We start from the raw sequence: 22699 nt of genomic DNA, 5'->3' as shown, positions 1-22699 counted from the left end.
TCAGCTCCTCAGTGTTTCTCAATCCACGCGCCGTAGAACGACGGGCGGCCTACCGCTTCAAAATTGACGCCTTTCAGCCACGGCGCACCGGCAAAGACCTGCGGCTCCTCGAAAATCGGAATGACGTAGGCGTTATCCAGCAGGTAGCGCTGTGCGTCCCCCGCCAGCTGCAGGCGTTTTTGCGGATCGACCTCAGCAGAAATGTTCACCAGCAGTTCATTCAGCCTGTCGTCACGGAAGTTTTTGACCTTGTCGCTGGATCCGCCTTTTTGCAGCAGCGCGTCGCGGTTAGCCGGGTAGAACATGCTTTTCACCACGTCAGGATCGGCGCGGCCCACTTCGGAGACGGTTAACGGGGTTTTCAGCGGGTCAAGGTTATCCAGCGTGCGGCTGCCTGCGTCACCGGCTTTGACGCTCAGCGCCACGCCCACCTGTCGCCACTGCTGGGCAACCAGCTGCAGCACCTCTTTGTTTTGCGGCTGCGGCAGGGATTCATACACCGTCAGCGCCAGACGTTGGCCGTCTTTGGCGCGGATCCCGTCGCCGCCTGCTTTCCAGCCCGCGTCGTCCAGCAGCTGGTTGGCTTTTGCCGGGTCAAAGGTCAATTTGTCGCTGAGGTCGACAAAGCCTGCGGCGGAACCGGCAATCACGGACTTCGCCTGCGGATAGTTGGCAGAGAAGAGGGTTTCGACCACCTGTTTTGCATTGGTGGCATGCAGCAGCGCCTGGCGTACGCGAATATCGGAGACCAGCGGGTTGCCCGGGCGGAAGCTGATGCTGTCGTTCACCCCGCGCGTCGGGGCGGCGTAGATCTTATAGCCCTGGTCTGTAGCCTGCTTTTCGTCATATGCCTGCACCTGGCGGATAAAGTCGGCCTGACCGGCCAGCAGGGCGCCCACGCGCACGCTGTCTTCCTGAGTGACGATAAACTTGATGCCATCGAGATTGGCTGGCCCCTGTTGCGCCAGGTTTTTCGGTCCCCACTGATAGTCTTTGCGCGCTTCGAGCGTCACTTCACGGCCCAGCTTCTCGTCCTTCACCACAAACGGGCCGGAACCAATGATGTGGCGGGCATCACCCAGCTCCTCGAAGTTGCGCTTCAGCGTGCTGAGCGAGACCAGACCCGAGCCAATGGTGGCGGTGCCCTGCAGGAATCCCGGCGACGGTTTTTTGAAGTAGAACTTCACGGTCAGCGGGTCGATGACTTCGCTGCGATCGTAGTTATTGATCACTTCTGACACCGGCAGGCGCTGCGCCTTATTGCCTAAACCGTAGGTATCAAAATTTTTCGCTACGGCGTTAGCGTCCAGCGGTGTGCCGTCGGAGAAGGTGATGCCGGGATGAAGCTTAAAGGTGTATTCGGTTTTATCGGCGTTGGTGGTCCAGCTTTCGGCGACCCAGGGTTCCACCTGCAGCGTCTTTGGGTTCTGCCACGTCAGTTTGTCGGTGATTTGATTCAGAATGCCGCCGTTCGGGTAAAAGCCACCGGCAGGCGGATAGAGGTTGGTGTGCGCCTGTTGCTCCAGATAAATCAGCGTACCGCCTTTGACGGGCGCATCTGCTGCCCAGGCTGCGGTTGTCGCCAGAATCAGCGCCGTCAGCAGCGGCAGACGAAATGGGGTTTGCATGGTGAATTCCTTTGTTATCTTCTTGTTAGCGTCGGATTCATCATCGGGCGCGGGGGAAAACAAGGGAACCAAGGAATTAAGATAAGGATTGCCGGAAAATGGCTATAAAAAAACCGCCCCAGCGAGGAGCGGTAATGAAAGATGAACGATTATGAACGTAAGTCGATCACCATACGGCCGCGGATCTGGCCCTGTTCCATCTCTTTAAAGATGGCGTTGATGTCCTCGATTGGACGCATCGTGACTTTCGGTACCACCTTACCTTCAGCGGCGAACTGGAAGGCTTCCTGCAGATCCTGACGGGTGCCGACCAGCGAACCCACTACCTGAATGCCGTCCAGCACCAGACGCGGAATGTCGAGGCTCATCGCTTCCGGCGGCAGGCCAACCGCGACCACGCGGCCACCGGCACGCACGGCGTCAACGGCTGAGTTGAATGCGGCTTTTGCGACGGCAGTCACGACTGCGGCATGCGCGCCGCCGGTTTTCTCCTGCACAATTTTTGCGGCGTCTTCGCTGCGGGAGTTGATGGTTAAATCGGCACCCATGCTGGCAGCCAGCTTCAGCTGTTCGTCGTTAACGTCGAGAGCGATGACTTTGGCATTAAAGACGTTTTTGGCGTACTGCAGCGCAAGGTTTCCCAGCCCGCCCAGACCATAAATTGCGATCCACTGGCCCGGTTTGATGCCAGAGATCTTCACCGCTTTGTAGGTAGTAACGCCGGCGCAGGTGATGCTGCTGGCCGCAGCGGATTCCAGACCGTCCGGCACTTTTACGGCGTAGTCCGCGGTAACGATGCACTCTTCCGCCATGCCGCCGTCAACGGAGTAACCGGCGTTTTTCACATCGCGGCACAGGGTTTCGTTGCCGGTATTACAGTATTCGCAGTGGCCGCAGCCTTCGAAAAACCAGGCCACGCTTGCGCGATCGCCGACTTTCAGCGACTTCACGCCTGGGCCGACTTCTTTTACGATACCAATCCCTTCGTGGCCCAGGATAACCCCGGTTTTATCGCCGAAATCACCGTTCTTCACGTGGAGATCGGTATGGCATACGCCACAGCATTCCATCTTCAGCAGGGCCTCCCCGTGCTTTAGCGGGCGTAAGGTTTTTTCGGTGACATTAACCTGATGATCCTGAGTGACAACAGCAGCCTTCATGTGTATCTCCTTGTTCATGATGAGTATCTGCATAGCAGGTGTAATACTCCTCAAGGATTAGTGCTTTGGGGCTGTAATGCAAGGCAATGGCAACATAATGTCATCATTTAATCCGATTTCAGAATAAGAATACGGCGTTCCTCTAATAATTTAGGGGGAAAATACTGGCCCGACGAGAGAGACTCGCCGGGCGCAGACTTACAGCTGTGCCTCTATCTCCTCTATCTCTTTACGCCATTGCGCCTGCAGCTGCGGCTTTTGATGCTTCGCCTTACGCGCCAGATCGTCTTCCAGCAGCGTTTCCAGCGCGACCAGCCGTTCGAGCAGATCGTCATACGGCGAGGGTTGAACCGTCGCAGCGTCGATGACGGGCGCGGCGGTGGTCACCAGCCCCGCGCTTTCACGCAGGCGCTCAAACACCGCTTCTGCATCGTGCCACTCGCTCAGCTTTCCCTCTTCAATCAGCCAGAAACGGTTGCAGCTTTGACTAATTAGCTGACGGTCATGGCTGACCAGCAGAACGCCGCCTTCGAACTGCTGGAGGGTTTGCGCCAGCGCCTCTTTGCCTTCCATGTCGAGGTGGTTGGTCGGCTCATCCAGCATCAGCAGGCTATAGCGGGCAAGCGTCAGGCCAACGAACAGCAGGCGCGAGCGTTCGCCACCGCTGAGAGTGCTGACCGTTTGCCCGTGACGCGCCCACGGGAAACCCGCGCTTATCAGCGCCATTTTGCGGTTCTGCGGATCCGGCGCGAAAGGCTCCAGCGCGTCGAGCAGCGTGGCGTTGTCCGCAAGCTGGTGAAGCGTCTGGTCGTAATAGCCTGGCGACACGCGCGGATGGATTTTCAACCCGCTGTCTGCGGGCTCATCGGCAAACTGTTGCCAGATAAGCCTCATCAGCGACGATTTGCCGCAGCCGTTACGACCGACAATCGCCACGCGATCGCCGCTTTTTAGCCGCGCCGTTTCGATGTTAAACAGCGGCGGTAGCCCGGGCGCAGGCGGGACGCTGAGGTTTTCCATCTCCAGCAGACGGTCTGCCCGCAGCGCGTCGCCGCGCAGGGTTAACGTCCACTGGCTGCCTGCCGTGAGCGCCGTCTGGCTATCCTTCAGCCGTTCGACCTGTTTTTCCATCTGTTTGGCTTTGCGGGCCAGGTCTTCGTTGTCGTAAACCTTGCCCCAGGTCGCCAGCCGCTTCGCGCTGGCGGTCACGCGGTCGATCTCCTTTTGCTCCGCCTTGTGGCGCTGCGCGTCGCTTTCATCCTTTGCTTCAAGCGCCTTGCGGGCGGCCGTGCAGGGAAGGGCGAAGTAGTGCAGCGTTTTATCGCGCAGGATCCAGCTGCCGTTGGTGACGGCATCCAGCAGCTGTCTGTCATGGGAGACCAGCACGAAGCTGCCTGACCAGTTCTGCAGAAAGTGTTCCAGCCAGAGCATGGTCGGCAGGTCCAGGTGGTTGCTGGGTTCATCGAGCAGGAGCAGATCCGGGTCGTGAATCAGCGCCCGCGCCAGCAGCAGGCGGGTGTGCTGTCCGCCGCTCAGCGTGGCGGATTGCAGCGCCATATCCTGCGGCGTGAAGCCCATGCTCGCCAGCAGCGTTTCGGCTTTCCAGCGCAGGCTATCGCGCTCGGCTAAAGGCAGCCGTGCGAGTACGGCATCCAGCATGGTCAGCGGGAAAATGGCGTCCGGGAGATGTTGCTCCACGCGCGCCATCAGGCAGTGTCCGGCCAGCGCTACCGTTCCGGCGGCGGGGGAGTCAGTGCCGTCCAGCACCTTCAGCAGCGTGCTTTTGCCGCAGCCGTTGTCGCCCAGCAGGCCAATGCGGTCGCCTTTTTTCAGCGTAATGGAGAGCGAGTCGAAGAGCGTGCCAAACGCCGTATCAACGCGTAAAGATTGTGCAGTGAGTAAAGTGCTCATTGTTGCTTACCCAAGAGTTACAGGCATGTTTATGCCTCGTCAAACATCGCTGACGATAACTCAGTAAGCCCGAGAGAAGGGATTTCAGGGGTTGGTGTCTTCGCTCAAGCAGAAGTTATCGCAGCACGATACCGATAACGCTTGAGCTGGTGCGATCACCAAATGTATGTGAAACATTGAAAATTTCACGATACAGCATAATTGGCCTCCTTATATATTCAGTAGGTTAATGGATGAAGGGAGTGTAGCGGGGGAAAAGGGGTTTGGCTAGGGGGGCGAATCTAATTCCCTCTCCCTTTGGGAGAGGGACCGGTCGGAGCGGATTAAATCGAGGTACGGCGATAGCTGCGGTATTCAGGCTTCCAGAAGTTGTCGTCGATGGCCTGCTGCAGCGCGTCGGCAGAGGTTTTCACCGCCACGCCCTGCTGCTGAGCCATTTTACCTACCGCAAACGCGATGGCGCGCGACACCTTGTGAATGTCTTTCAGCTCCGGCAGCACCAGCCCTTCACCGTTGTTGACCAGCGGCGAGTAGCCCGCGAGGGTTTCGCTCGCCGACATCAGCATCTCATCGGTAATGCGGGACGCGCCGGACGCGATCACGCCCAGACCAATGCCCGGGAAGATGTAAGAGTTGTTGCACTGGGCGATCGGATAGGTTTTATCCTTCCACACCACCGGGTCGAACGGGCTGCCGGTCGCGACCAGCGCGTTACCTTCGGTCCAGGCGATGATGTCCTGCGGCGTCGCTTCCACGCGGGAGGTCGGGTTGGAAAGCGGCATCACGATAGGGCGTTCGCAGTGCTTGTGCATCTCGCGAATGATCTCTTCGGTGAAGAGGCCGGTTTGCCCGGAAACGCCGATCAGAATATCCGGCTTCACGTTGCGCACCACGTCCAGCAGGGAAAGGACTTCGTTGTCGGTATCCCAGTTTTTCAGGTTATCGCGCTTCTGCACCAGCTTGGTCTGGAACGGCAGCAGGTTCGGCATACCGTCGGTCAGCAGGCCGAAACGGTCAACCATAAAGACGCGGGAGCGGGCCAGCTCTTCGCTTAAGCCTTCACGCTGCGTCTGGGCAATAATCTGCTCGGCGATACCACAGCCCGCAGAGCCTGCGCCCAGGAAGACGATTTTCTGGTAGCTCAGCTGGCTGCCGGCTGCGCGGCTGGCGGCGATAAGCGTACCTACGGTCACGGCTGCGGTGCCCTGGATATCGTCGTTAAAGGAGCAGATCTCATCGCGATAGCGGTTCAACAGCGGCATCGCGTTTTTCTGCGCAAAGTCTTCAAACTGCAGCAGAACGTCCGGCCAGCGGTGCTTCACCGCCTGGATGAAGTCGTCGACAAACTGATAGTACTCGTCGTCGGTGATGCGCGGATGGCGCCAGCCCATATAGAGCGGATCGTTGAGCAACTGCTGGTTGTTGGTCCCGACGTCCAGCACCACCGGCAGGGTATACGCCGGGCTGATGCCGCCGCAGGCGGTGTAAAGAGAGAGTTTACCGATTGGGATCCCCATCCCGCCAATGCCCTGGTCGCCGAGGCCGAGAATACGTTCGCCGTCGGTCACCACAATCACTTTGATATTGTGGTTCGGCACGTTCTGCAGAATATCGTCCATGTTGTGACGGTTCTGATAGGAGATGAATACCCCGCGTGAACGACGGTAGATCTCTGAGAAACGCTCGCAGGCCGCACCCACCGTCGGGGTGTAGATCACCGGCATCATCTCTTCGAGATGGTTTTGCACCAGGCGGTAGAAGAGGGTTTCATTGGTGTCCTGAATGTTGCGCAGGTAAATGTGCTTGTCGATTTCGGTTTTGAAACCCTGATACTGGATCCACGCGCGCTCCGCCTGTTCTTCAATGGTTTCAACCACTTCGGGCAGTAAACCCAGCAGGTTAAAGCTGCTGCGCTCTTCCATGCTGAAGGCGCTGCCTTTGTTGAGCAGGGGGAATTCGAGTAAAACCGGTCCAGCGTATGGGATGTATAATGAACGATGTTTTTTCAGTTTGTTGTCCATGTCACTCACTCTTTTTATGAAGATCCGTCCCTGACACTGCTGTTTGTCATCTTTCTGGCCTGTGCGATGGGGTGCGGTCAGGCGGTATTATAAAGGAGCTAAATATTAATTACCGCAACACATAAACAAAAACACCACCGGGATTACCGATGGTGTTCTGGATCTCAGTCTGGAACTTACTTGCCTGCGTGGCGTTTTCTGCCGGTGGCGTGCGTGACCTGCGTTTCGTGGTCGCCTTCAATCACCACCTTACGCTGATTTGAAAGCTTGTAGTTCAGTCCCAGAATATGGCGTGCCTGACGGTTCGATTTCATGTTAACTCCTCAATCCTGTTGATAGTTTTAAGGACCAGTTTGCTTACGCAAACGAAATGTAACCCCTTAGGTTGCAGATCCAGCTTAGCAGGTTTTTACAAGGGTGCGTTTTGCCCGCTGACGACGTAGTTAATAGTCTGCTGGTAGATGTCACTGAGGATGTCATTATCCGTGGATTCCACCCATTTGGTCAGTTCCATCAAAATGTCATCTTCAGTCACAGCACCGTGCTCGGCGTGAAGACCCTGCGCAATCGCGTTAACGAGTTCAGGTTGTGCTGCTGCAGTATTAGCCGGGTAATAAGTAAACATGCTGCCTCCGTGTCGTTGTCTGTTTAATGGTACGGCTCGCAAAAAATTTAATTAATAAACAGAATGGCAAATATTTTCCCGGTTGTGGTTCAGATTCATCTTAGAAATAAAAATAACCTAAGTGCATGCTTTTATGCGCTTTTAAAAAGTGTGGCTATATCGACGGGGAACGGCGGGGATATTTTGGCGGGGCTCCTGCTATCGCGGAAATATAGCAGGAGCCGTTTTTAAATTACCACTTCATTTCGCCAGTGTTCACTTTGGCGCTTAATTCCAGCGAGCTTTCGTCAGCCAGGCCTGGATACTGTTTTTTCAGGGTGCCGATGACGCCTGCGGAATCTTTATGCGCGGCTAAAGCCTTTTCAAAGCGCTGCAGATAGTCGCGGGTAAAATCAATCGCGCCAGTACCCGCTGGTGGGGTGCCCAGATAGTGGCCCGGGATCACACGTTCTGGTTTGTGCGCGGCCATCTTCTCCAGCGTTTCCTGCCACTGCTTGCGGCTTTCCGGCGTCTGGGTGTCTGCCGTCCAGACGTGAATACCCCAGGCTACCCCGGTGCCGCCGAGGATCGTTTTTGCTGACGGGATCCACACATAGGCCGCATAGCTGTCTGGCTGTTCGATGTCGACCTTTTCCCCGTCAACCATGAACGTGGTGGAGGCAAGTACCTGCGGGACGACCAGCTCCGTTGGCGCGCCGTCCTTCATCTGCGGGCCCCAGAAGGCGAGCTTGGCGTCTTTGGTGGCTTTAATATGGTCAACCACATGCTGCGTGGCCACCACTTTGGCATTCGGGAAGGCTTTGACCAGCGGCTGCAGGCCAAAATAGAAATCCGGATCGCCGGAGGTGATCACAATCTTATTCAGGGTTTTACCGCTGCGGCGGATTTTTTCTACCAGCGCTTCGCCATCCTTCACGCTGAACTGCGCGTCAAACAGCACAGCTTCCTTCGGGCCGGAAACCAGCGTAGAGGAGACCGGGAAAATGCCTTTTTCCTGCGGGTTATAGGTATCGATGGTCAACGGCGCGGCAAAAACCGCCGGAGTGAAAAGGGTGGAAAGGAGGGCAAGGTGAGTGAGTTTCATGCTGTTGTCTCTGTTGTTCAGGAATGTGTCTATTGTACGGATATTCGCATTTGCCAGAATTCCTGAAACAAGACATGCTTAGTTTCATAAATCGAGCAAATGGAGCTTATATGGATCGCGTTATCGCCGCTCAGGTCTACAACCGGATATGCGAACTGGGCAGTTTGAGCGCGGCGGCCCGCGCGTTGGGCATTTCCCGACCGATGGTGAGCCGCTACCTTGAACAAATGGAGAAGTGGGCGGGAACGCGGCTGGTAAACCGCTCCACGCGCAAGCTGACGCTGACCGCAGCAGGGGAAAAGGTGCTGCAAAAAACGCGGACGCTCTCGCAGATTTCGCAGGAAATCGAGGGCCAGTCGGAGAAAGATCTGCCGTCCGGCACGCTGCGGGTGGCCTGCGCTCATTTTACCGCCATGCACCTGATTGCACCGGTCCTGCCCGGCCTGCTCTCGCGTTACCCGCAGCTGCGCATCGAGCTGGACGTGAATAACCACCCGGTCAGCCTGGTGGGAGAGCGCATTGACGTCGCCGTGCGCATTACCGACAACCCCGAACCCGGCATGATTGCCCGCCGGCTGGGGGAATGTCGCTCGGTGCTCTGCGCCTCGCCGGCGTATCTGGCACAGCACGGTACCCCCGTCAGCCCCGAAGAATTAGCGCAGCACAACTGCCTGCACTACAGCTTTTTCGCCGGGCAGTCCTGGCACTTTCTGACGCCGGAAGGGGAAAGCCTGAGCGTGGCCGTCAGCGGCAACCTGAGCGCCAGCATCTCTTCGCTGCTGATGGACGCGGCGATTAAGCACTGCGGTATCGCCATGCTGCCGGAGCGCGAAGCGTCTGCCGCTCTGGAACAGGGATTACTGGTGCCGGTGCTGGAGGCGCTTGAGCCGAAACCGCTTGCCATCCATGGCATTTATCAGTCCCGGGAATACCAGCCTGCCGCGCTGCGCGTGTTTCTTGACGAACTGTCGCGCTACCTGGCATAAGAAGGGATTACTTCGCCTTTAGCCAGGGTGACGCCGTGCTCCAGAAAATAATATCGGCACCGAGATAACTTTCACCAAAGCGGACAAATTCCGCTTTAGTGAACGGTTTTCCGGTCTGAGGATCCTTATAGGTCAGGGTCGGTTCCTGAACCGCCATGGCGATGAGCGGCAGCGTCTGTTTATTTTTATGGAAGAAGGGATAGGCATTCTTCATGTGCGCCTTGCGGTTGGGAACAATGTCCGGCCCGCCCAGACCGACGTTGTTGGCGCTGGCATACGCAAACAGACGCCCCATGTAGTTGTGGTCATTATCCCATTCGCACGGCCAGAAGTTCACGTACTGCACAACGTGTGATTTCTGAAAAGCCTTTCGCGCAAAGGTCAGGTTTTCCATTTCACCCGCAAAATAGCTGTCGCAGGTAAATCCGGCGGGCGGATTTTTTTCGTCGATATCAATGGCGGTTTCGGGCAGGTTTACCCCGTACACCTCGCCATCAAAGCGTTTCGCGAGGGCGGCCAGCAGCGCCTGATAGCGCTCGCGCACGGCGGGATCCCACTGACGCGCCACCCATCCTGAACCGACGGGCTTGCCTTCGCCGGGGTTATCGAACTGCAGCGCAATCCCGCCACCGTATCGCTTATCGTGCATCAGATAGTCCGGCACGTAGCGGGCGTCCGGCTCAAAGAAACGATCCTGGATTTGAATAAAGAGCTTTTTTCGGGCGGCCTTAACGCGCGCCAGATCCTGTTCAATCCGCGAGAAGTCATAGCTGTCCTTCTCGGGTTCCAGCAGGCGCCAGTTGTAAACGATCTGCACGCCGCCGATATCGCTTCGCGCAACAAGCGGAAACGCCGCGTCGAGATCGCCCGAGCTGGTATAGATAAAGTTTTCCGGCGTTTTTGCCAGTGAAGTCAGCGACAGAGCCAGCGTGGTTACGGCAACGGCCATCCTGATTTTTAGCGCCATATCATTATCCTTTTTGTTGGTACAGCAGGTGAAAGTCCTGGAATTGTCTGTGTTCCAGGGTGGGGCAGATGCGTAGTCTATACTTAACCCTTTGTAAGCCAAAAGGAGAGCAAGAATGACTATTCATAAGCACGGTTCGGCACACTGGTCTGGCGACATTAAGCGCGGAAAAGGAACGGTTTCCACCGAGAGCGGCGTTCTCAATCAACAGCCTTATGGTTTCAATACCCGCTTTGAGGGTGAAAAGGGGACCAACCCCGAAGAGCTGATTGGCGCGGCACATGCGGCCTGCTTCTCAATGGCGCTGTCGCTGATGCTCGGGGAAGCGGGCTATACTGCCGATTCCATTGATACCACCGCGGATGTCTCTCTGGATAAAACCGACGGCGGCTTTGCCATCACTAAGGTTGCCCTGAAAAGTAAGGTGACCGTTCCAGGCATTGCCCCGCAGCAGTTCGACGGCATTATTCAGAAAGCAAAAGCGGGCTGCCCGGTTTCGCAGCTCCTGAAGGCCGAGATTACTCTGGACTATAAGCTCAACTAAGCCGCAGCCGGGTTCGCGCCCGGCTATCCCTTCAGCGCGGCGGGGAACACCTCCGCCAGCCAGGCAATAAATACCTTAAGACGGTGCGTTAAATGTCGGTTCTGCGGGTAAACCACATGGAACGGATACGCGGCAGGACGCCAGTCGCCCAGAATCGCCGTCAGCGCCCCCGCATGCAAATACGCCTTTGCCGAATACTCAAACGTTTGAACGATCCCCAGCCCCGCCGCGGCAGCCGCCAGATGGGCATTACTTTCATTGACGCCGAGATAGTGCGGAATGTTGATCTCCAGCGCCTCGCCGTTCAGCCGGAAGCGAAACGGAAACGGCCGTCCGGTGACGGGCGAGAGATAGCTAATCAGCTTGTGGCCGTTGCACAGCTCCTGCGGATAGGCCGGGACGCCGTGATTTTTCAGGTAACCCGGCGTCGCGCAGGTGACCATCTCGGCGTTACCGAGATGACGGGCGATGAGGGTCGAGTCGTCCAGCGGACCGCCGCGGATCACGCAGTCTACGTTACCGCTGATGAGATCGACCGGCCGGTCGGCCACGCCAAGGTCGATGCGGATATCCGGGTAGCGCAGCATGAATTCCGGAAGCAGGGGGATGAGCACGTCCCGGGCGGTGGAGCCGCCCACGTCAACCCGCAAATGCCCTTTTGGCGTCGCGCGGGAAACGCGAAACGAGGTGTCGATATCTTCGATATCAATCAGCACCCTGAGCGCTTTTTCATAGTATTCCATCCCTTCAGGCGTCGCGACCACCCGGCGAGTGGTGCGGTGCAGAAGGCGTATCTCCAGGTGCGCCTCAAGCGATTTGACCAGCTTGCTCAGCGTGGCGATCGGCATATTCAGCGAGTCCGCCGCGCGGGTAAAACTGCCTGACTCCACGACCCGCGTAAAGGCGCGCATCGCCATGAGCTGGTCCATGATGACCTCTGATTATTTCTGTGTATGAATAGTCATTTTCATTTTTGCCTGTTTTTCACTAATGCCGCAAGGGCTAAAGTTTGTTCAACGCGAGCGAAAGCGCGCACCGCAAACCCAACAAAAGGTAAATGACATGAACACGACTCTCTCAGGAAAAATCGCACTGGTCACCGGCGGCAGCACCGGTATTGGTCTTGCCACGGCGCAGGAGCTGGCGGCGCAGGGCGCGAAGGTGTACATCACCGGTCGTCGTCAGGCCGAACTAGACGCCGCGGTAGCAGAGATTGCTTCTGACGCAGTGGGCATTCGCGCGGATGTCTCAAAGCTTGCCGATCTGGATGAGGTTTATGCCCGGATAGCAAAAGATGAAGGCCGTCTTGATATCCTGTTCGCCAATGCCGGTGGCGGCGATATGCTGCCGCTGGGCGCGATCACCGAAGAGCAGTTTGACCGGATTTTCGGCACTAACGTTCGCGGGGTGCTGTTTACGGTGCAGAAGGCGCTGCCGCTGCTCTCCGCCGGATCGTCGATTATTCTTACCGGCTCGACGGTGTCCATTAAAGGGACGGCCAACTTCAGCGTCTACAGCGCCAGCAAGGCCGCAGTGCGCAACTTTGCCCGCTCCTGGGCGCTGGATTTGCAGGGCCGCGGGATCCGCGTCAACGTGGTGAGCCCGGGCCCGATCAAAACGCCTGGGCTTGGCGATCTGGTGCCGGAAGAACACCGTCAGGGGCTGTACGACGCGCTGGCGGCGCAGGTACCGCTGGGGCGTTTAGGCGCGCCGGGCGAGGTGGGTAAAGCGGTGGCGTTTCTGGCCTCCGACGCGGCCAGCTTTATTAACGCCATCGAGCTGTTTGTGGACGGCGGGATGGCCCAAATCTAATCCAGACTGCGCCAGCAGCGGACGTTACGGCCCTCGCGTGAGGGCTGTAACGGCTGGGGACGCTCACACCCCTGCGTTGCCATCGGACAACGGTCGCGGAAAAAACAGCCTTCGGGCAGATGACGGTTGCCGGGAAGCTCCGTTTTGCGTAACGCCAGATTTTCATCCAGCGGTTCACCGGTGCGGGGAACCGAGTCGAGCAGCAGACGGGTATAGGGATGGCGCGGCTCGCCAAGCACCTGCGCGGCGCTGCCCAGCTCCACAATCTGCCCGAGGTACATCACCGCCACCCGGTCGCTCATGTGTCTGACCACCGATACGTTATGCGAAATTAACACATAGGTCAGATTACGCTGCTGTTGCAGCGTCACCAGCAGGTTGAGGATTTGCGCCTGCACGGAGATATCCAGCGCGCTGGTAGGTTCATCAAGTACGATAATATCGGGGTCGGACGAGAGCGCACGGGCAATGGCGATGCGCTGGCGCTGCCCGCCGGAGAAGGCGTGCGGAAGCCTGTCGAGGTATTCCGGGCGGATGCCCACCTGCAGCGCAAGATCCTCCGCCAGCTGACGGCGTTCGCGCTCGCTGCTGCGTTTTTGCACCCACACCGGCTCGGTGATGATTCGCCAGACCGGCAATCGCGGGTCGAGCGACGAGAGCGGATCCTGAAACACCATCTGCATGCCGCCCGCGTGGTGCGCCCGCTGGCACGCGCCGATGCTGGGCTTAAGCATGCCCATCAGCAGCTGGGCCAGCGTGCTTTTCCCGCAGCCGGATTCCCCGACAATACCCAGCGTTTCCCCCCGACGGATCTGAAGATCGAGCCCGTTGAGGGCATGGACCTGTTCCGTTACGCGCCCCAGCCAGTTTTTGCGCGCCGCAAAGTTCACGTGCACGCTATCCAGTTCCAGCAGTACATCAGACATGGTGTTTCTCCCGTTGTGGATACCAGCAGGCAGCCTGTTGGCCTTCTGCGCCATTGGGCTGTAAGCGCGGCGTTTCGCTGCATTTCGCTCCGGCGGCAAAGCAGCGCTCGCGAAAAGCGCAACCCTGCGGAAGCTGGCTGAGGTTGGGCACCGTGCCGGGGATGGCGGGAAGCAGGTCGCGCGGCTGGCCGTTTTCCGGGGCGCACTGCAGCAGGCCGATGGAATAGGGGTGTACAGGGCGGTCTATCAGCGTTTGCGTGGCGCCGCTCTCAATCACGCTGCCCGCATACATCACGTACGTTCTGTCGCAGAGCTGCGACACCACGGCCATATCATGGCTGATAAACAGCACCGAGGTCCCGCTGGCCCGCGCCTTATGCTTCAGCAGGCGCAGCACCTGCAGCTGGACGGTAACGTCCAGCGCGGTGGTCGGTTCGTCGGCGACGATCAGCTCCGGCTCACAGGAGAAGGCAAGGGCGATCATCACCCGCTGGCGCATGCCGCCGGAGAGTTCAAACGGATAACGCTCCATGACCTGCTTCGCGTCCGGGATTTGCATCTCTTCCAGCAGGGTAATCGCCTTCTGCTGCGCCTCGCGCCGCGAAAGCGGCTGATGCTGGCGGATCACCTCCACCATCTGTTTGCCAATCCGCCGCGTCGGGTTGAGGGCTGTCATCGGCTCCTGAAAAATCATCGCCACTCGGGCACCGCGCCACTGGCGAAGCTGCTTCTCGGACGCCGTCAGGACGTTTTCGCCGAGTAACTTCACCTGACCATGATGAATGCGGTAACTCCCTTCCGGCAGCAGCCGCATGGCGAGCATGGCGGTCACGGATTTACCCGATCCCGACTCGCCCACGACGCCGACGATTTCTCCCCTGCCGATCTCCAGCGAGACGTGGTTCAGCGCGTGGACCTCACCGCGAAAAATCGGGAAGCTCAGGTGCAGGTCCTCAATACATAATACCGGTTCGGTCATTACTGTTTTCCTCCCGACTTCGGATCCAGCAGATCGCGGATACCGTCGCCAAACAGGTTAAAGCCCACGGCGGTAATCAAAATCGCCGCACCGGGAAAGGCGCAGTACCACCACTGGTCCAGGACGTAGTTACGGCCAACGGCCACCATCGCGCCCCATTCGGCGGTGGGCTGCTGCGCGCCCAGGCCAATATACCCCAGCGTGGCGGCCATCAGAATAGCGCTGCCGATATCCAGCGAAGCCTGCACAATCAGCGGCGGCAGGGCGTTGCGCAGGATATGCCAGCGGATCAAATGCCAGCGGGACGCGCCAAACGTGCGGGCGGCCTGAACGTAGGTAAACTGGCGCACCACCAGGGTTTGCCCGCGCGCCAGGCGGACGTAAAACGGGATGCGGACAATCGCAATCGCCAGCATGGCGTTAAACAGGCTCGGACCGAGCGCGGCGGCCAGCGCCATGGTCAGCACCAGGGAGGGAATGGAGAGCATAATGTCCATCACCCGCATGATGATAGCGTCGCCGCGCCCGCCCAGTACGCCGGAAAAACAGCCCAGCAGCGAGCCGATGCCGCCCGCAATCGCCACGACCGCCAGCCCGGCGGTAATCGACTGCTGGCTGCCCGTCAGCACGCGGCTGAACAGGTCGCGTCCCACCTCATCGGTACCAAACCAGTGTTGCCCAGAAGGCGCCTGCAGGCGTGCGGTCAGATCCAGCGCGTTCGGGTCATGCGGCACAATCCACGGTGAGGCCACCATCAGAAAGAGCATCGCAATCATAATGACGCCGCCAACGATCGTGAGCGGGCTTTGACGCAGCATCCAGAACAGCTTTGCCCAGTTGATGCGTTGTCCGGCGGTTTTAACCGGGACGGGCGTTTCCTGCGTTAACATCATTCGGCACCTCCGCGCCCGATTCGCGGGTCAATCCACAGGTAAAGCAGATCGACCACCAGATTAACCAGCACGTAGGCCAGCGAAACGACGACGGCAAAGCCCATCACGGCAGGGAAATCGAGCGCCTGAATGGACGTCACCACCCAGGCGCCCATGCCCGGCCAGGCAAAGACGGTTTCGGTCAGCACGGCGCCGTAAAGCAGATCGCCCAGCGCCAGCCCGAGCACGGTGATGGACGGGATCATCGCATTGGGCAGGGCGTAGCGCAGGACGATGTACCAGCCGGGCAGGCCGCTGGCGCGCGCGGTGCGGATGTAGTCTTCGCTAAGCTGCTCCAGCATCGCCGAGCGGACCTGGCGCGCCACAATCCCCAGGTGAACAAACGCCAGCGTCAGCGAGGGTAAAATCAGGTGCTGAAGCGCGTTGAAGAACACCTCACCGTTGCCTTCCAGCAGCGCGTCCAGCAGATAAAACCCGGTGACGTGCGTCGGCGGATCGAGCCAGTCGTCCAGCCTGCCGCCGCCCGGCAGAATCTGCAGGTGCCCGTAGAACAGCACGATAACGCCCAGCCCGAGCCAGAAGGCCGGCGTGGAGATCCCGGTCATCGCCATTAAACGCACCAGGTGATCCAGCCAGCGGTTGCGGTACACCGCCGATAAAATCCCCAGCGGCACGCCGATGACCAGCGCCAGCAGCAGAGAACAAAAGGCCAGCTCCAGCGTGGCTGGGAAAAAGGCCTTCAGATCTTCGGCGACCGGACGTCCGGTACGGATGGACGTGCCTAAATCACCGTGCGCCAGCGCGTCCACGTAGCGGCCAAACTGTATATACAGCGGCCGATCCAGCCCTAGCTGCTGGCGGATGTTTTGCACAATTTCGTCGCTGGCGCGATCGCCGGCCAGCAGACGGGCCGGATCGCCGGGGATCAGGTGTGAAATAATAAAGGTGATAATACAGACACCGGCCACCACCAGGATTAACCCCCAGCAGCGCTGGCGCACTATGCTCCAGAACGTCATACGCTTTCCCCCGGCGACAACCGTTATTTGCTCATGGTGGCGATGTTGAACACCTGCTCGAGCATCGGATTAAAGGTGAAGCCTTTGACCTCTTTGTTCATCGCCAGCTGGTAGTTCTTCTGGAACAGATAAACATAGGCCGCCTCGTCGATAACCACCTTCTGCGCCTGCTGGTAATCTTTGGTGCGTTCCGCCTGATCGGTGGTTTTCAGCGCGGCCTGCAGCAGCGAATCGACCTCTTTGTTCTCATAGAACGAACGGTTGCCCGGCAGCCCTTTTTTGTCCGATTCGAACCAGTAGTTCATGAACATGTACGGGTCGGCAAAGTCCGGGCTCCAGTTGCCGATGGCAATGTCGTAATCGCCTTTTCCGACGCGGTCGCGCATGGTCGCATTCGCCAGTTTTTCCAGCTTGACGCTAATGCCGATCTTGCCGAGGCTGGCCTGAGTGGAGAGGGCGATAGGCTCCCAGTTCGGGTCGTTATCCGAGTAGAGGAAGGTCAGGCTGGCGGGTTTGTCTTTGACCTTCTCCAGCGCCGCTTTGGCTTTGGCCTCATCGAAGCTGTACTGCATTGCCGTGGCGTCAAAGCCCCACATGCCTTCCGGGATCGGGCCGCGCATCTGCTTGCCGTTGCCGCTCAGAATGCCTTTCACCATCCCCTGGTAATCCGTCGCCCAGGAGATGGCCCGACGTAAATCCAGCTGATTGAGCGGCGCTTTGCTGTTGTTGAGATAGAGGTAAGTCACGCGCAGGGACGGGTATTCCGCGACGGCGACTTTGCCTTCCTGCTTCAGGGCCGCAAGCTGATCGACCGGCAGGGCGTCGGCAATGTCCAGATCGCCGCGGGAAAGCTGCAGTCGGCGCGAGGCGCTCTCACCGATAATTTTCACCGAGACGCGCTTAAAGTGCGGCTTTTCACCCTGCCAGTGGGGGTTAGGGACCAGGATCAGCTGCTGGCCTTTCTGCCAGCTTTTCAGCATAAACGGCCCGGAACCGGCGGTGTTTTGCGCCAGAAAACCGCGCGCATCGTCCGCCGCATTGGCCTTCAGCCCCGCCGGGTTAATAATGGACGCCCCGTCGTTTGCCAGCGTGTAGAGGAAAGGCGCGAAGGGCTGGCTGAGGGTGAACTTCACCGTATGGTCATCGACGGCATCAATTTTCAGGTCTTTCGGGAAAGCTTCAGACGGCCCCTGGCCGAGCTTCAGCAGGCGCTCAAAGGAGAGCTTTACCGCCTCGGCGGTGACCGGCGTGCCGTCGGAGAATTTCGCGTTATCCGCCAGGGTAAAAGTCCACTCCTTCTGGTCCTCAGAAGCCTTCCAGCCCGTCGACAGATCGCCTTCCACCTCGGTAGAGCCTGGCTTGTACTTGACCAGACGCTGGTAGGACGGATAGGTGACGGTCCAGTCGTTGTTATCAATGGTGATGGCAGGATCGAGCGTTTGCGGGTCGGCGGCTTTACCGATCGCCAGCATGTCTTTCGGGACGGCAGCCAGCGCCTGCGGTGCGCTCAGCGCCAGCGTGGCGGCGATCAGCGTCGAGAGAAGCGATGTTTTCATGGCAGTGCTCCAGGTTTAAAGAGAAGTGTGCGTCAGGGGAAAACAGGCAAAACGGTCGTCAAGCAGCGGGTAGCTGGCGGCGTTCGGCAGTTCGAAGTGCCACCATTCGCTGCTGATACCCACAAAACCACCGCCGAACATGATGGCGTTCAGCAGCAGACGGTTGCGCTGGGCGTGCGGCGGCACGGAGGGGTGATACGGATGCGATCGGTCATGCATTTCGTCAAAACCGGCACCCATATCCAGCACGGCGTTATGTTCATCCATCAGGGTGACGTCGATGGCCGTACCGCGGCTGTGATTGGAGCCAATCGCCACGTCGACCACGTATTCCGGGTTCGGGCAGGCATCCCACAGCTGGGCCTGCGCCTGCTGCGGTCGATAGGCGTCGTAGACCACCAGCTTCAGCCCGGCCAGGGAGGCAATGCTGATGGCTTTTGCCAGCGCGGTGGCCGCGTCGCTATGCAGCAGGCACAGCGCCTCCTGATAGATCGGACGGCCGGTGATGTTGTCGGCGGTGGCGTATTTCAGATCGATATGCAGCGTGGGAAACGTCTTCGCCACATCAATCAGTTCACTCTCTTCGGGCATAGCTCCGCTCCTTTAACGTTCGAATTGACCAAACTCTTGTTGTAATTGTCGGTTGACCGCCAGACGCGCCGGGAGCGCATCACCCAGCGCTTCCACCACGCCCGACAGCAGCAGGTTGAACAGACAGCTCACGGGGGCAAGCGAATCCCAGAAGTGACCGGTATCGGTTTTCACCTGCAGTAAATCCATCGGATAATCCCGCGCCCACGGGCACCAGATGTCGGTGATCAAGGCCAGCGGAATGCCTTTCTCGCTGGCGACGCGGCAGTACTGGCGGGCCATCGCGGAGTAGGTGCGCGTATCGGTCAGCACGACGTACGGGTGCGAAAACCCCGAGTTCAGGGATTCTACCCAGCTGCCAGAAGCGCCCTCCGAATAGCTCACGCGCGGGCGGAGGTACTCGAGGTGGCTGAAGAAGGCGTTGGCAATTCCGCGCGTGGACTGGATCCCCAGCACAAACACCGCATCCGCGTGGGCGAGGTTGTGCACCACCTGGCGGAAGGCGTCCGTTTGCGCCAGCTGGTACACCTGCGTGATGGCATCCACTTCCAGCGACAGGGCATGCTGAAGGCGGCTGGAAAGGGGGCGCTGCTGCTGCCAGGAGTCCAGCCGCTCGTTCATGCCCCAGGGCTGATACGGATCGCGCAGGCTCTTTTTGGCATCTTCCAGGTTGCGATACCCCAGCTTGCGCAGAAAGCGTCCGACGGTAATTCCGCTGGTCCCGCTCGCCTGACCGATGCTCTCTGCCGTTTCAAACGGGATTTGCGCGGCGTGCGCCAGCAGCCAGCTTCCGACCCGCTTTTCGCTGGGCGTGAGCTGGCTGAACGTCGCTTCGATACGGCTCAACATCTCAGGTTTCGTCGTCATACCGCCTCGCTGTTAACAGGCTGTCAATGGCCGAATTTTTGTTACCTGGTTAACAATGCATGACGCGTGCCATGTTCACAGGGCGGGTGAAACCCGCTGTGTAGTAAACTTCATGCAATATTTGTTTAACCAATGATCAACATTTGTGCAGCGTAGTTCACTTTTGGTGCACTGTCTGACGCGGCAGGTATGAATTTGGTGAATCCGTCAGTCCGTTCACATTTTTGATAAGATAGATGTACCGTGAATATAAAAGGGATCCCGGCATGGCAAATCTGCCCTGGCGAGTCAGCGTGCGCCTGATGGCGCTTGCAAAGAAAATAGGGATTGTCGTCGGGATCGTACTGGTTGTCCTGCTGGCGGTTCGGGTCTATCTCTCCCAGCAGGGACCGGAACTGCACCTCTGGCATACCTGGCGGGCCGATGAGATGTCCGTGCGCGAGATGGATAACGCCGATTTTGCCCGGTATATCGCCCGGGAAAACGCCATTTTCGCCGATCTTGATCGCGCGGTGACGGCGAAAACAGAGGGCGAGGAACGTACGCCGTTAAACCGCTATTATCGCCAGAGCCTTGTGTGGCCGGGACAGTTTACGCCCGATGCCAACCGCTCGTTTGTATTGATGCCTGCCGGAAAGCCGCGCGGCGCGGTGGTGCTGCTGCACGGTCTGACGGACTCGCCTTACAGCGTCCGGCGCCTTGCGGTGAACTATCAACAGCACGGCTTTGTGGCCGTGGTCCCGCGTCTGCCCGGGCACGGTACCGCGCCCGGCGCGCTGACGGACGTCGACTGGGAGATGTGGCTCGCGGCGACGCGTCTTGCGGTGCGGGAAGCCACGCGTCTGGCGGGTGAGGCTGCGCCTTTGCATCTGGTGGGCTACTCCAACGGCGGGGCGCTGGCGATGAAATATACCCTCGATGCGCTGGACGCGCCTTCGCTGCGTAAACCGCAGCATGTGATACTGCTCTCACCGATGATTGGCGTGACGGCCTTTGCGCGGTTTGCCGGTTTCGCCGGGCTACCGGCGCTGCTGCCGGCGTTTGCTAAAGCGGCGTGGCTGAATATCGCGCCGGAATATAATCCGTACAAATATAACTCGTTCCCGGTGAACGCCGCCCGCCAGTCATGGCTTCTGACGAAGGCCCTGCAGGAGCAAATCGGCCGCGCAGCGCGGGAGAACAGACTGGCGAATTTGCCGCCGGTGCTGGCGTTCCAGTCGGTGATGGATTCTACGGTCAGCACCCGCGCGGTGGTGACCGGCCTGTTTGACCAGCTTCCGGCAAACGGCAGCGAGCTGGTGGTGTTTGATATCAACCAGGCGGCGAGCTTCCGCCCGCTGTTCAAACCGTCGTCGTGGACGGCAACTTCGGCGCTGCTGCCGGTTGCGCAGAGGCGTTACGGCGTCACTATTATTACCAATGCGGACGCACACAGTTTCTCGACGGTGGCGAAAATCACTCCGGCTGGCAGCACCCGGGAGACGGTCGTGCCGCTTGCGCAGGCCTGGCCGCAGGATGTCTATTCCCTGTCGCACGTTGCGGTGCCGTTCCCCCCGGATGACGATCTCTATGGCCGTGAGCCTGGGGTGAAAAACCGCTACGGCATCAGCCTGGGAACAATTGCGCTCTGGGGCGAAACGTCCGTGTTGAGCGTCGGAAAAGAGGCGCTGATGCGGGTCACCTCGAACCCGTTTTACGGCTATATGCAGGAGAGGATTAACAGCCGGATCGGGGACGCGGAAAAGTAACGTTCCCCTGTGGCGTGAATATGTTAGGTCGCATTGATTAAGTATGTTAAATAATAGCTTCAATGCACCTCTCTTTCTCATCGGATCCCATTTTTGTGCTGACGACTCTGATTTATCGAAGCCAGTTGAATTTATCCTGTCAGTCCTCCGCGCTGAGGGAGCTGGTGGAGCGCGCCCGGATCCGCAATGCCAGTCTGAATATCACCGGGGTTCTGCTTGCAAAAGGCAGTGACGTGCTGCAAATCCTCGAAGGGTCGGAAGAGAGCGTGCTTAAGCTGTTCCATAAAATCCGTGACGACAAGCGGCACAGTGGAGTGGTAGAGCTGATGCGGGACTATGGCCCGCGCAGACGCTTCGAAAACGTCGGTATGCTGCTGTTCGATCTGCAAACGCAGTCGCCGAAAGAGGTGCTGCAGTCGGTTCTGAATTACAGCAAGCTGGAAAGCTATCTCACATCCGATGACCGGGTGTTCAAATTTATCCAGACGTTTATCACGGGCAAACGTCCGGCCTTGTCGGGTGCGCGTTACGTACCAGAGAAATGGACGCTGTCACCCGAGGCGTTGCCCTTTGGCGAACGCCTGGGGCTGATGGCCAACCAAACCTGTCAGTTTGCACTCCAGCCCATCGTTGAGCCCTCGGAAGGGAAGATCAGCTCGCTGGAAGCCCTTATTCGCGGCAACGACGGCGGCAGCCCGGAGCATTTCTTCAGCACCCTAGACCCGGACAAAATCTACGAAGTCGATCTCCAGACGAAAGCGTATGCCTTTGCGCTGGCGGAAAAGCTGGGCATTGGCAGCCATAAGATTGCGGTAAACCTGCTGCCGATGTCGCTGGTGAATGTCCCCAACGCTGTGGAATTCCTGGTCAGCGCGATAAAAAAACATAGCCTTCAGCCGGAGCAGGTGGTCATTGAAGTGACGGAAAACGAGATGATCTCCGGCTTCAACCAGTTCAATAGCGCCATCAAGCAGCTTCGCGGTGAGGGCATTGGCCTGGCAATCGATGATTTTGGTTCCGGGTATGCCGGTCTTTCGCTGCTGACCCGTTTCCAGCCGGATAAAATTAAGATCGACCGGGAGATAGTCAGCGATATCCACCTCAGCGGCCCGAAGCAGGCAATTGTTCGCTCCATCGTCAGCTGTTGCTCCGATCTGGAAATTACCCTGGTGGCCGAGGGGATCGAGAAGATAGAGGAGTGGTGCTGGCTCGAGTCTGCCGGGATCCGCCGTTTCCAGGGCTTTCTGTTTGCCCGCCCGCAGCTTAATGGCGTCGGTGATATTCACTGGCCGCATCTGGTGCGTTAGCCAATTTTCCTCCCGCGTTATTTCCCCTTCGTCCTGCCTGTGCTTAAATAGCTAAAACGGTTTAACATTGTTTAG

At 58.5% G+C, this 22699-nt stretch carries 21 protein-coding genes; 5 read left to right on the top strand and 16 right to left on the bottom strand.

The genetic code is table 11. The features are described 5' to 3' along the window. Positions 1–8 precede the first annotated feature (8 nt). From ACJ69_RS07380 to ACJ69_RS07350, 7 genes are all read right to left on the bottom strand, one after another. Complete coding sequence (locus tag ACJ69_RS07380) at positions 9–1628, bottom strand: TIGR04028 family ABC transporter substrate-binding protein (protein ID WP_059346802.1); 1620 nt, start codon at positions 1626–1628, stop codon at positions 9–11. Between the two features lie 149 nt (positions 1629–1777). After that, complete coding sequence (adhP, locus tag ACJ69_RS07375; RefSeq protein WP_047348428.1) at positions 1778–2788, bottom strand: alcohol dehydrogenase AdhP; 1011 nt, start codon at positions 2786–2788, stop codon at positions 1778–1780. A 198-nt stretch (positions 2789–2986) separates the two neighbouring features. Continuing rightward, on the bottom strand, positions 2987–4699 hold the full coding sequence (locus ACJ69_RS07370) for an ABC-F family ATP-binding cassette domain-containing protein (protein WP_059346801.1): 1713 nt from the start codon (positions 4697–4699) through the stop codon (positions 2987–2989). Positions 4700–5022: 323 nt separating this feature from the next. Next, positions 5023–6720 (bottom strand): NAD-dependent malic enzyme, encoded by a 1698-nt coding sequence (locus ACJ69_RS07365; RefSeq protein WP_029740894.1) that lies wholly within the window; start codon positions 6718–6720, stop codon positions 5023–5025. A gap of 176 nt (positions 6721–6896) precedes the next feature. Next, positions 6897–7034 carry a stationary-phase-induced ribosome-associated protein gene (gene sra, locus ACJ69_RS07360; protein ID WP_008501714.1) on the bottom strand — a complete coding sequence of 46 codons (138 nt, stop codon included), beginning with the start codon at positions 7032–7034 and terminating at the stop codon, positions 6897–6899. Positions 7035–7129: 95 nt separating this feature from the next. After that, positions 7130–7345 (bottom strand): biofilm-dependent modulation protein, encoded by a 216-nt coding sequence (bdm, locus tag ACJ69_RS07355; RefSeq protein ID WP_013096534.1) that lies wholly within the window; start codon positions 7343–7345, stop codon positions 7130–7132. A gap of 232 nt (positions 7346–7577) precedes the next feature. Beyond that, on the bottom strand, positions 7578–8429 hold the full coding sequence (locus tag ACJ69_RS07350; protein ID WP_059346800.1) for a Vmh family MBL fold metallo-hydrolase: 852 nt from the start codon (positions 8427–8429) through the stop codon (positions 7578–7580). Between the two features lie 110 nt (positions 8430–8539). On the opposite strand from ACJ69_RS07350, the gene ACJ69_RS07345 reads away from it, so the two are divergent. Next, positions 8540–9415, top strand: a complete 876-nt coding sequence (locus ACJ69_RS07345) for a LysR family transcriptional regulator (RefSeq protein WP_029740896.1) — start codon at positions 8540–8542, stop codon at positions 9413–9415. A 7-nt stretch (positions 9416–9422) separates the two neighbouring features. Here the strand turns inward: ACJ69_RS07345 and ACJ69_RS07340 are convergent, their stop codons facing one another. Next, positions 9423–10382, bottom strand: a complete 960-nt coding sequence (locus tag ACJ69_RS07340) for a hypothetical protein (RefSeq protein WP_059346799.1) — start codon at positions 10380–10382, stop codon at positions 9423–9425. 115 nt (positions 10383–10497) lie between these two features. Here ACJ69_RS07340 and ACJ69_RS07335 point away from each other — a divergent pair, with 115 nt between their 5' ends. Next, entirely contained in the window at positions 10498–10926 is a 429-nt protein-coding gene (locus ACJ69_RS07335) for an OsmC family protein (RefSeq protein ID WP_023311893.1), read from the top strand. A 23-nt stretch (positions 10927–10949) separates the two neighbouring features. Here ACJ69_RS07335 and ACJ69_RS07330 read toward each other — a convergent pair whose 3' ends face one another. Beyond that, the gene (locus tag ACJ69_RS07330) at positions 10950–11855 is read right to left on the bottom strand and encodes a LysR family transcriptional regulator (RefSeq protein WP_059346798.1); all 906 of its coding nucleotides are present in this window, start codon (positions 11853–11855) and stop codon (positions 10950–10952) included. Positions 11856–11988: 133 nt separating this feature from the next. On the opposite strand from ACJ69_RS07330, the gene ACJ69_RS07325 reads away from it, so the two are divergent. Continuing rightward, positions 11989–12738 (top strand): SDR family NAD(P)-dependent oxidoreductase, encoded by a 750-nt coding sequence (locus ACJ69_RS07325; protein WP_047647659.1) that lies wholly within the window; start codon positions 11989–11991, stop codon positions 12736–12738. On the opposite strand, the gene ACJ69_RS07320 is transcribed toward ACJ69_RS07325, so the two are convergent. The 7 genes from ACJ69_RS07320 to ACJ69_RS07290 are packed head-to-tail and all read right to left on the bottom strand — an operon-like array spanning position 12735 to position 19569. Continuing rightward, a complete protein-coding gene (locus tag ACJ69_RS07320) occupies positions 12735–13664 on the bottom strand; it encodes an oligopeptide/dipeptide ABC transporter ATP-binding protein (protein WP_059346797.1) in 930 nt (309 codons plus the stop codon). The two genes, ACJ69_RS07325 and ACJ69_RS07320, sit on opposite strands and share 4 nt — an antisense overlap. Then, positions 13657–14643 carry an ABC transporter ATP-binding protein gene (locus ACJ69_RS07315; protein ID WP_059346796.1) on the bottom strand — a complete coding sequence of 329 codons (987 nt, stop codon included), beginning with the start codon at positions 14641–14643 and terminating at the stop codon, positions 13657–13659. The genes ACJ69_RS07320 and ACJ69_RS07315 overlap by 8 nt, the downstream gene beginning before the upstream one ends. Continuing rightward, positions 14643–15536: a D,D-dipeptide ABC transporter permease gene (gene ddpC / locus ACJ69_RS07310; RefSeq protein WP_059346795.1), complete on the bottom strand. Its 894-nt coding sequence runs from the start codon at positions 15534–15536 to the stop codon at positions 14643–14645. The genes ACJ69_RS07315 and ddpC overlap by 1 nt, the downstream gene beginning before the upstream one ends. Continuing rightward, entirely contained in the window at positions 15533–16555 is a 1023-nt protein-coding gene (locus ACJ69_RS07305; RefSeq protein ID WP_032656950.1) for an ABC transporter permease, read from the bottom strand. The genes ddpC and ACJ69_RS07305 overlap by 4 nt, the downstream gene beginning before the upstream one ends. Before the next feature lie 23 nt (positions 16556–16578). Then, positions 16579–18111 (bottom strand): ABC transporter substrate-binding protein, encoded by a 1533-nt coding sequence (locus ACJ69_RS07300; protein WP_059346794.1) that lies wholly within the window; start codon positions 18109–18111, stop codon positions 16579–16581. 15 nt (positions 18112–18126) lie between these two features. Further along, positions 18127–18702 (bottom strand): D-alanyl-D-alanine dipeptidase, encoded by a 576-nt coding sequence (gene ddpX / locus ACJ69_RS07295; protein WP_059346793.1) that lies wholly within the window; start codon positions 18700–18702, stop codon positions 18127–18129. A gap of 12 nt (positions 18703–18714) precedes the next feature. Further along, positions 18715–19569, bottom strand: coding sequence for a MurR/RpiR family transcriptional regulator (locus tag ACJ69_RS07290; RefSeq protein WP_029740906.1), 855 nt, complete (start codon positions 19567–19569; stop codon positions 18715–18717). A 266-nt stretch (positions 19570–19835) separates the two neighbouring features. On the opposite strand from ACJ69_RS07290, the gene ACJ69_RS07285 reads away from it, so the two are divergent. Continuing rightward, positions 19836–21317 carry an alpha/beta hydrolase gene (locus ACJ69_RS07285; RefSeq protein WP_059346792.1) on the top strand — a complete coding sequence of 494 codons (1482 nt, stop codon included), beginning with the start codon at positions 19836–19838 and terminating at the stop codon, positions 21315–21317. Between the two features lie 95 nt (positions 21318–21412). Further along, a complete protein-coding gene (locus tag ACJ69_RS07280; protein WP_059347819.1) occupies positions 21413–22624 on the top strand; it encodes a diguanylate phosphodiesterase in 1212 nt (403 codons plus the stop codon). Positions 22625–22699: the final 75 nt, after the last annotated feature.

It is taken from the genome of Enterobacter asburiae (assembly GCF_001521715.1).
In the GTDB taxonomy this organism is placed as follows: Bacteria; Pseudomonadota; Gammaproteobacteria; order Enterobacterales; family Enterobacteriaceae; genus Enterobacter; species Enterobacter asburiae.
This window is presented reverse-complemented; position numbering and strand designations above follow the sequence as displayed.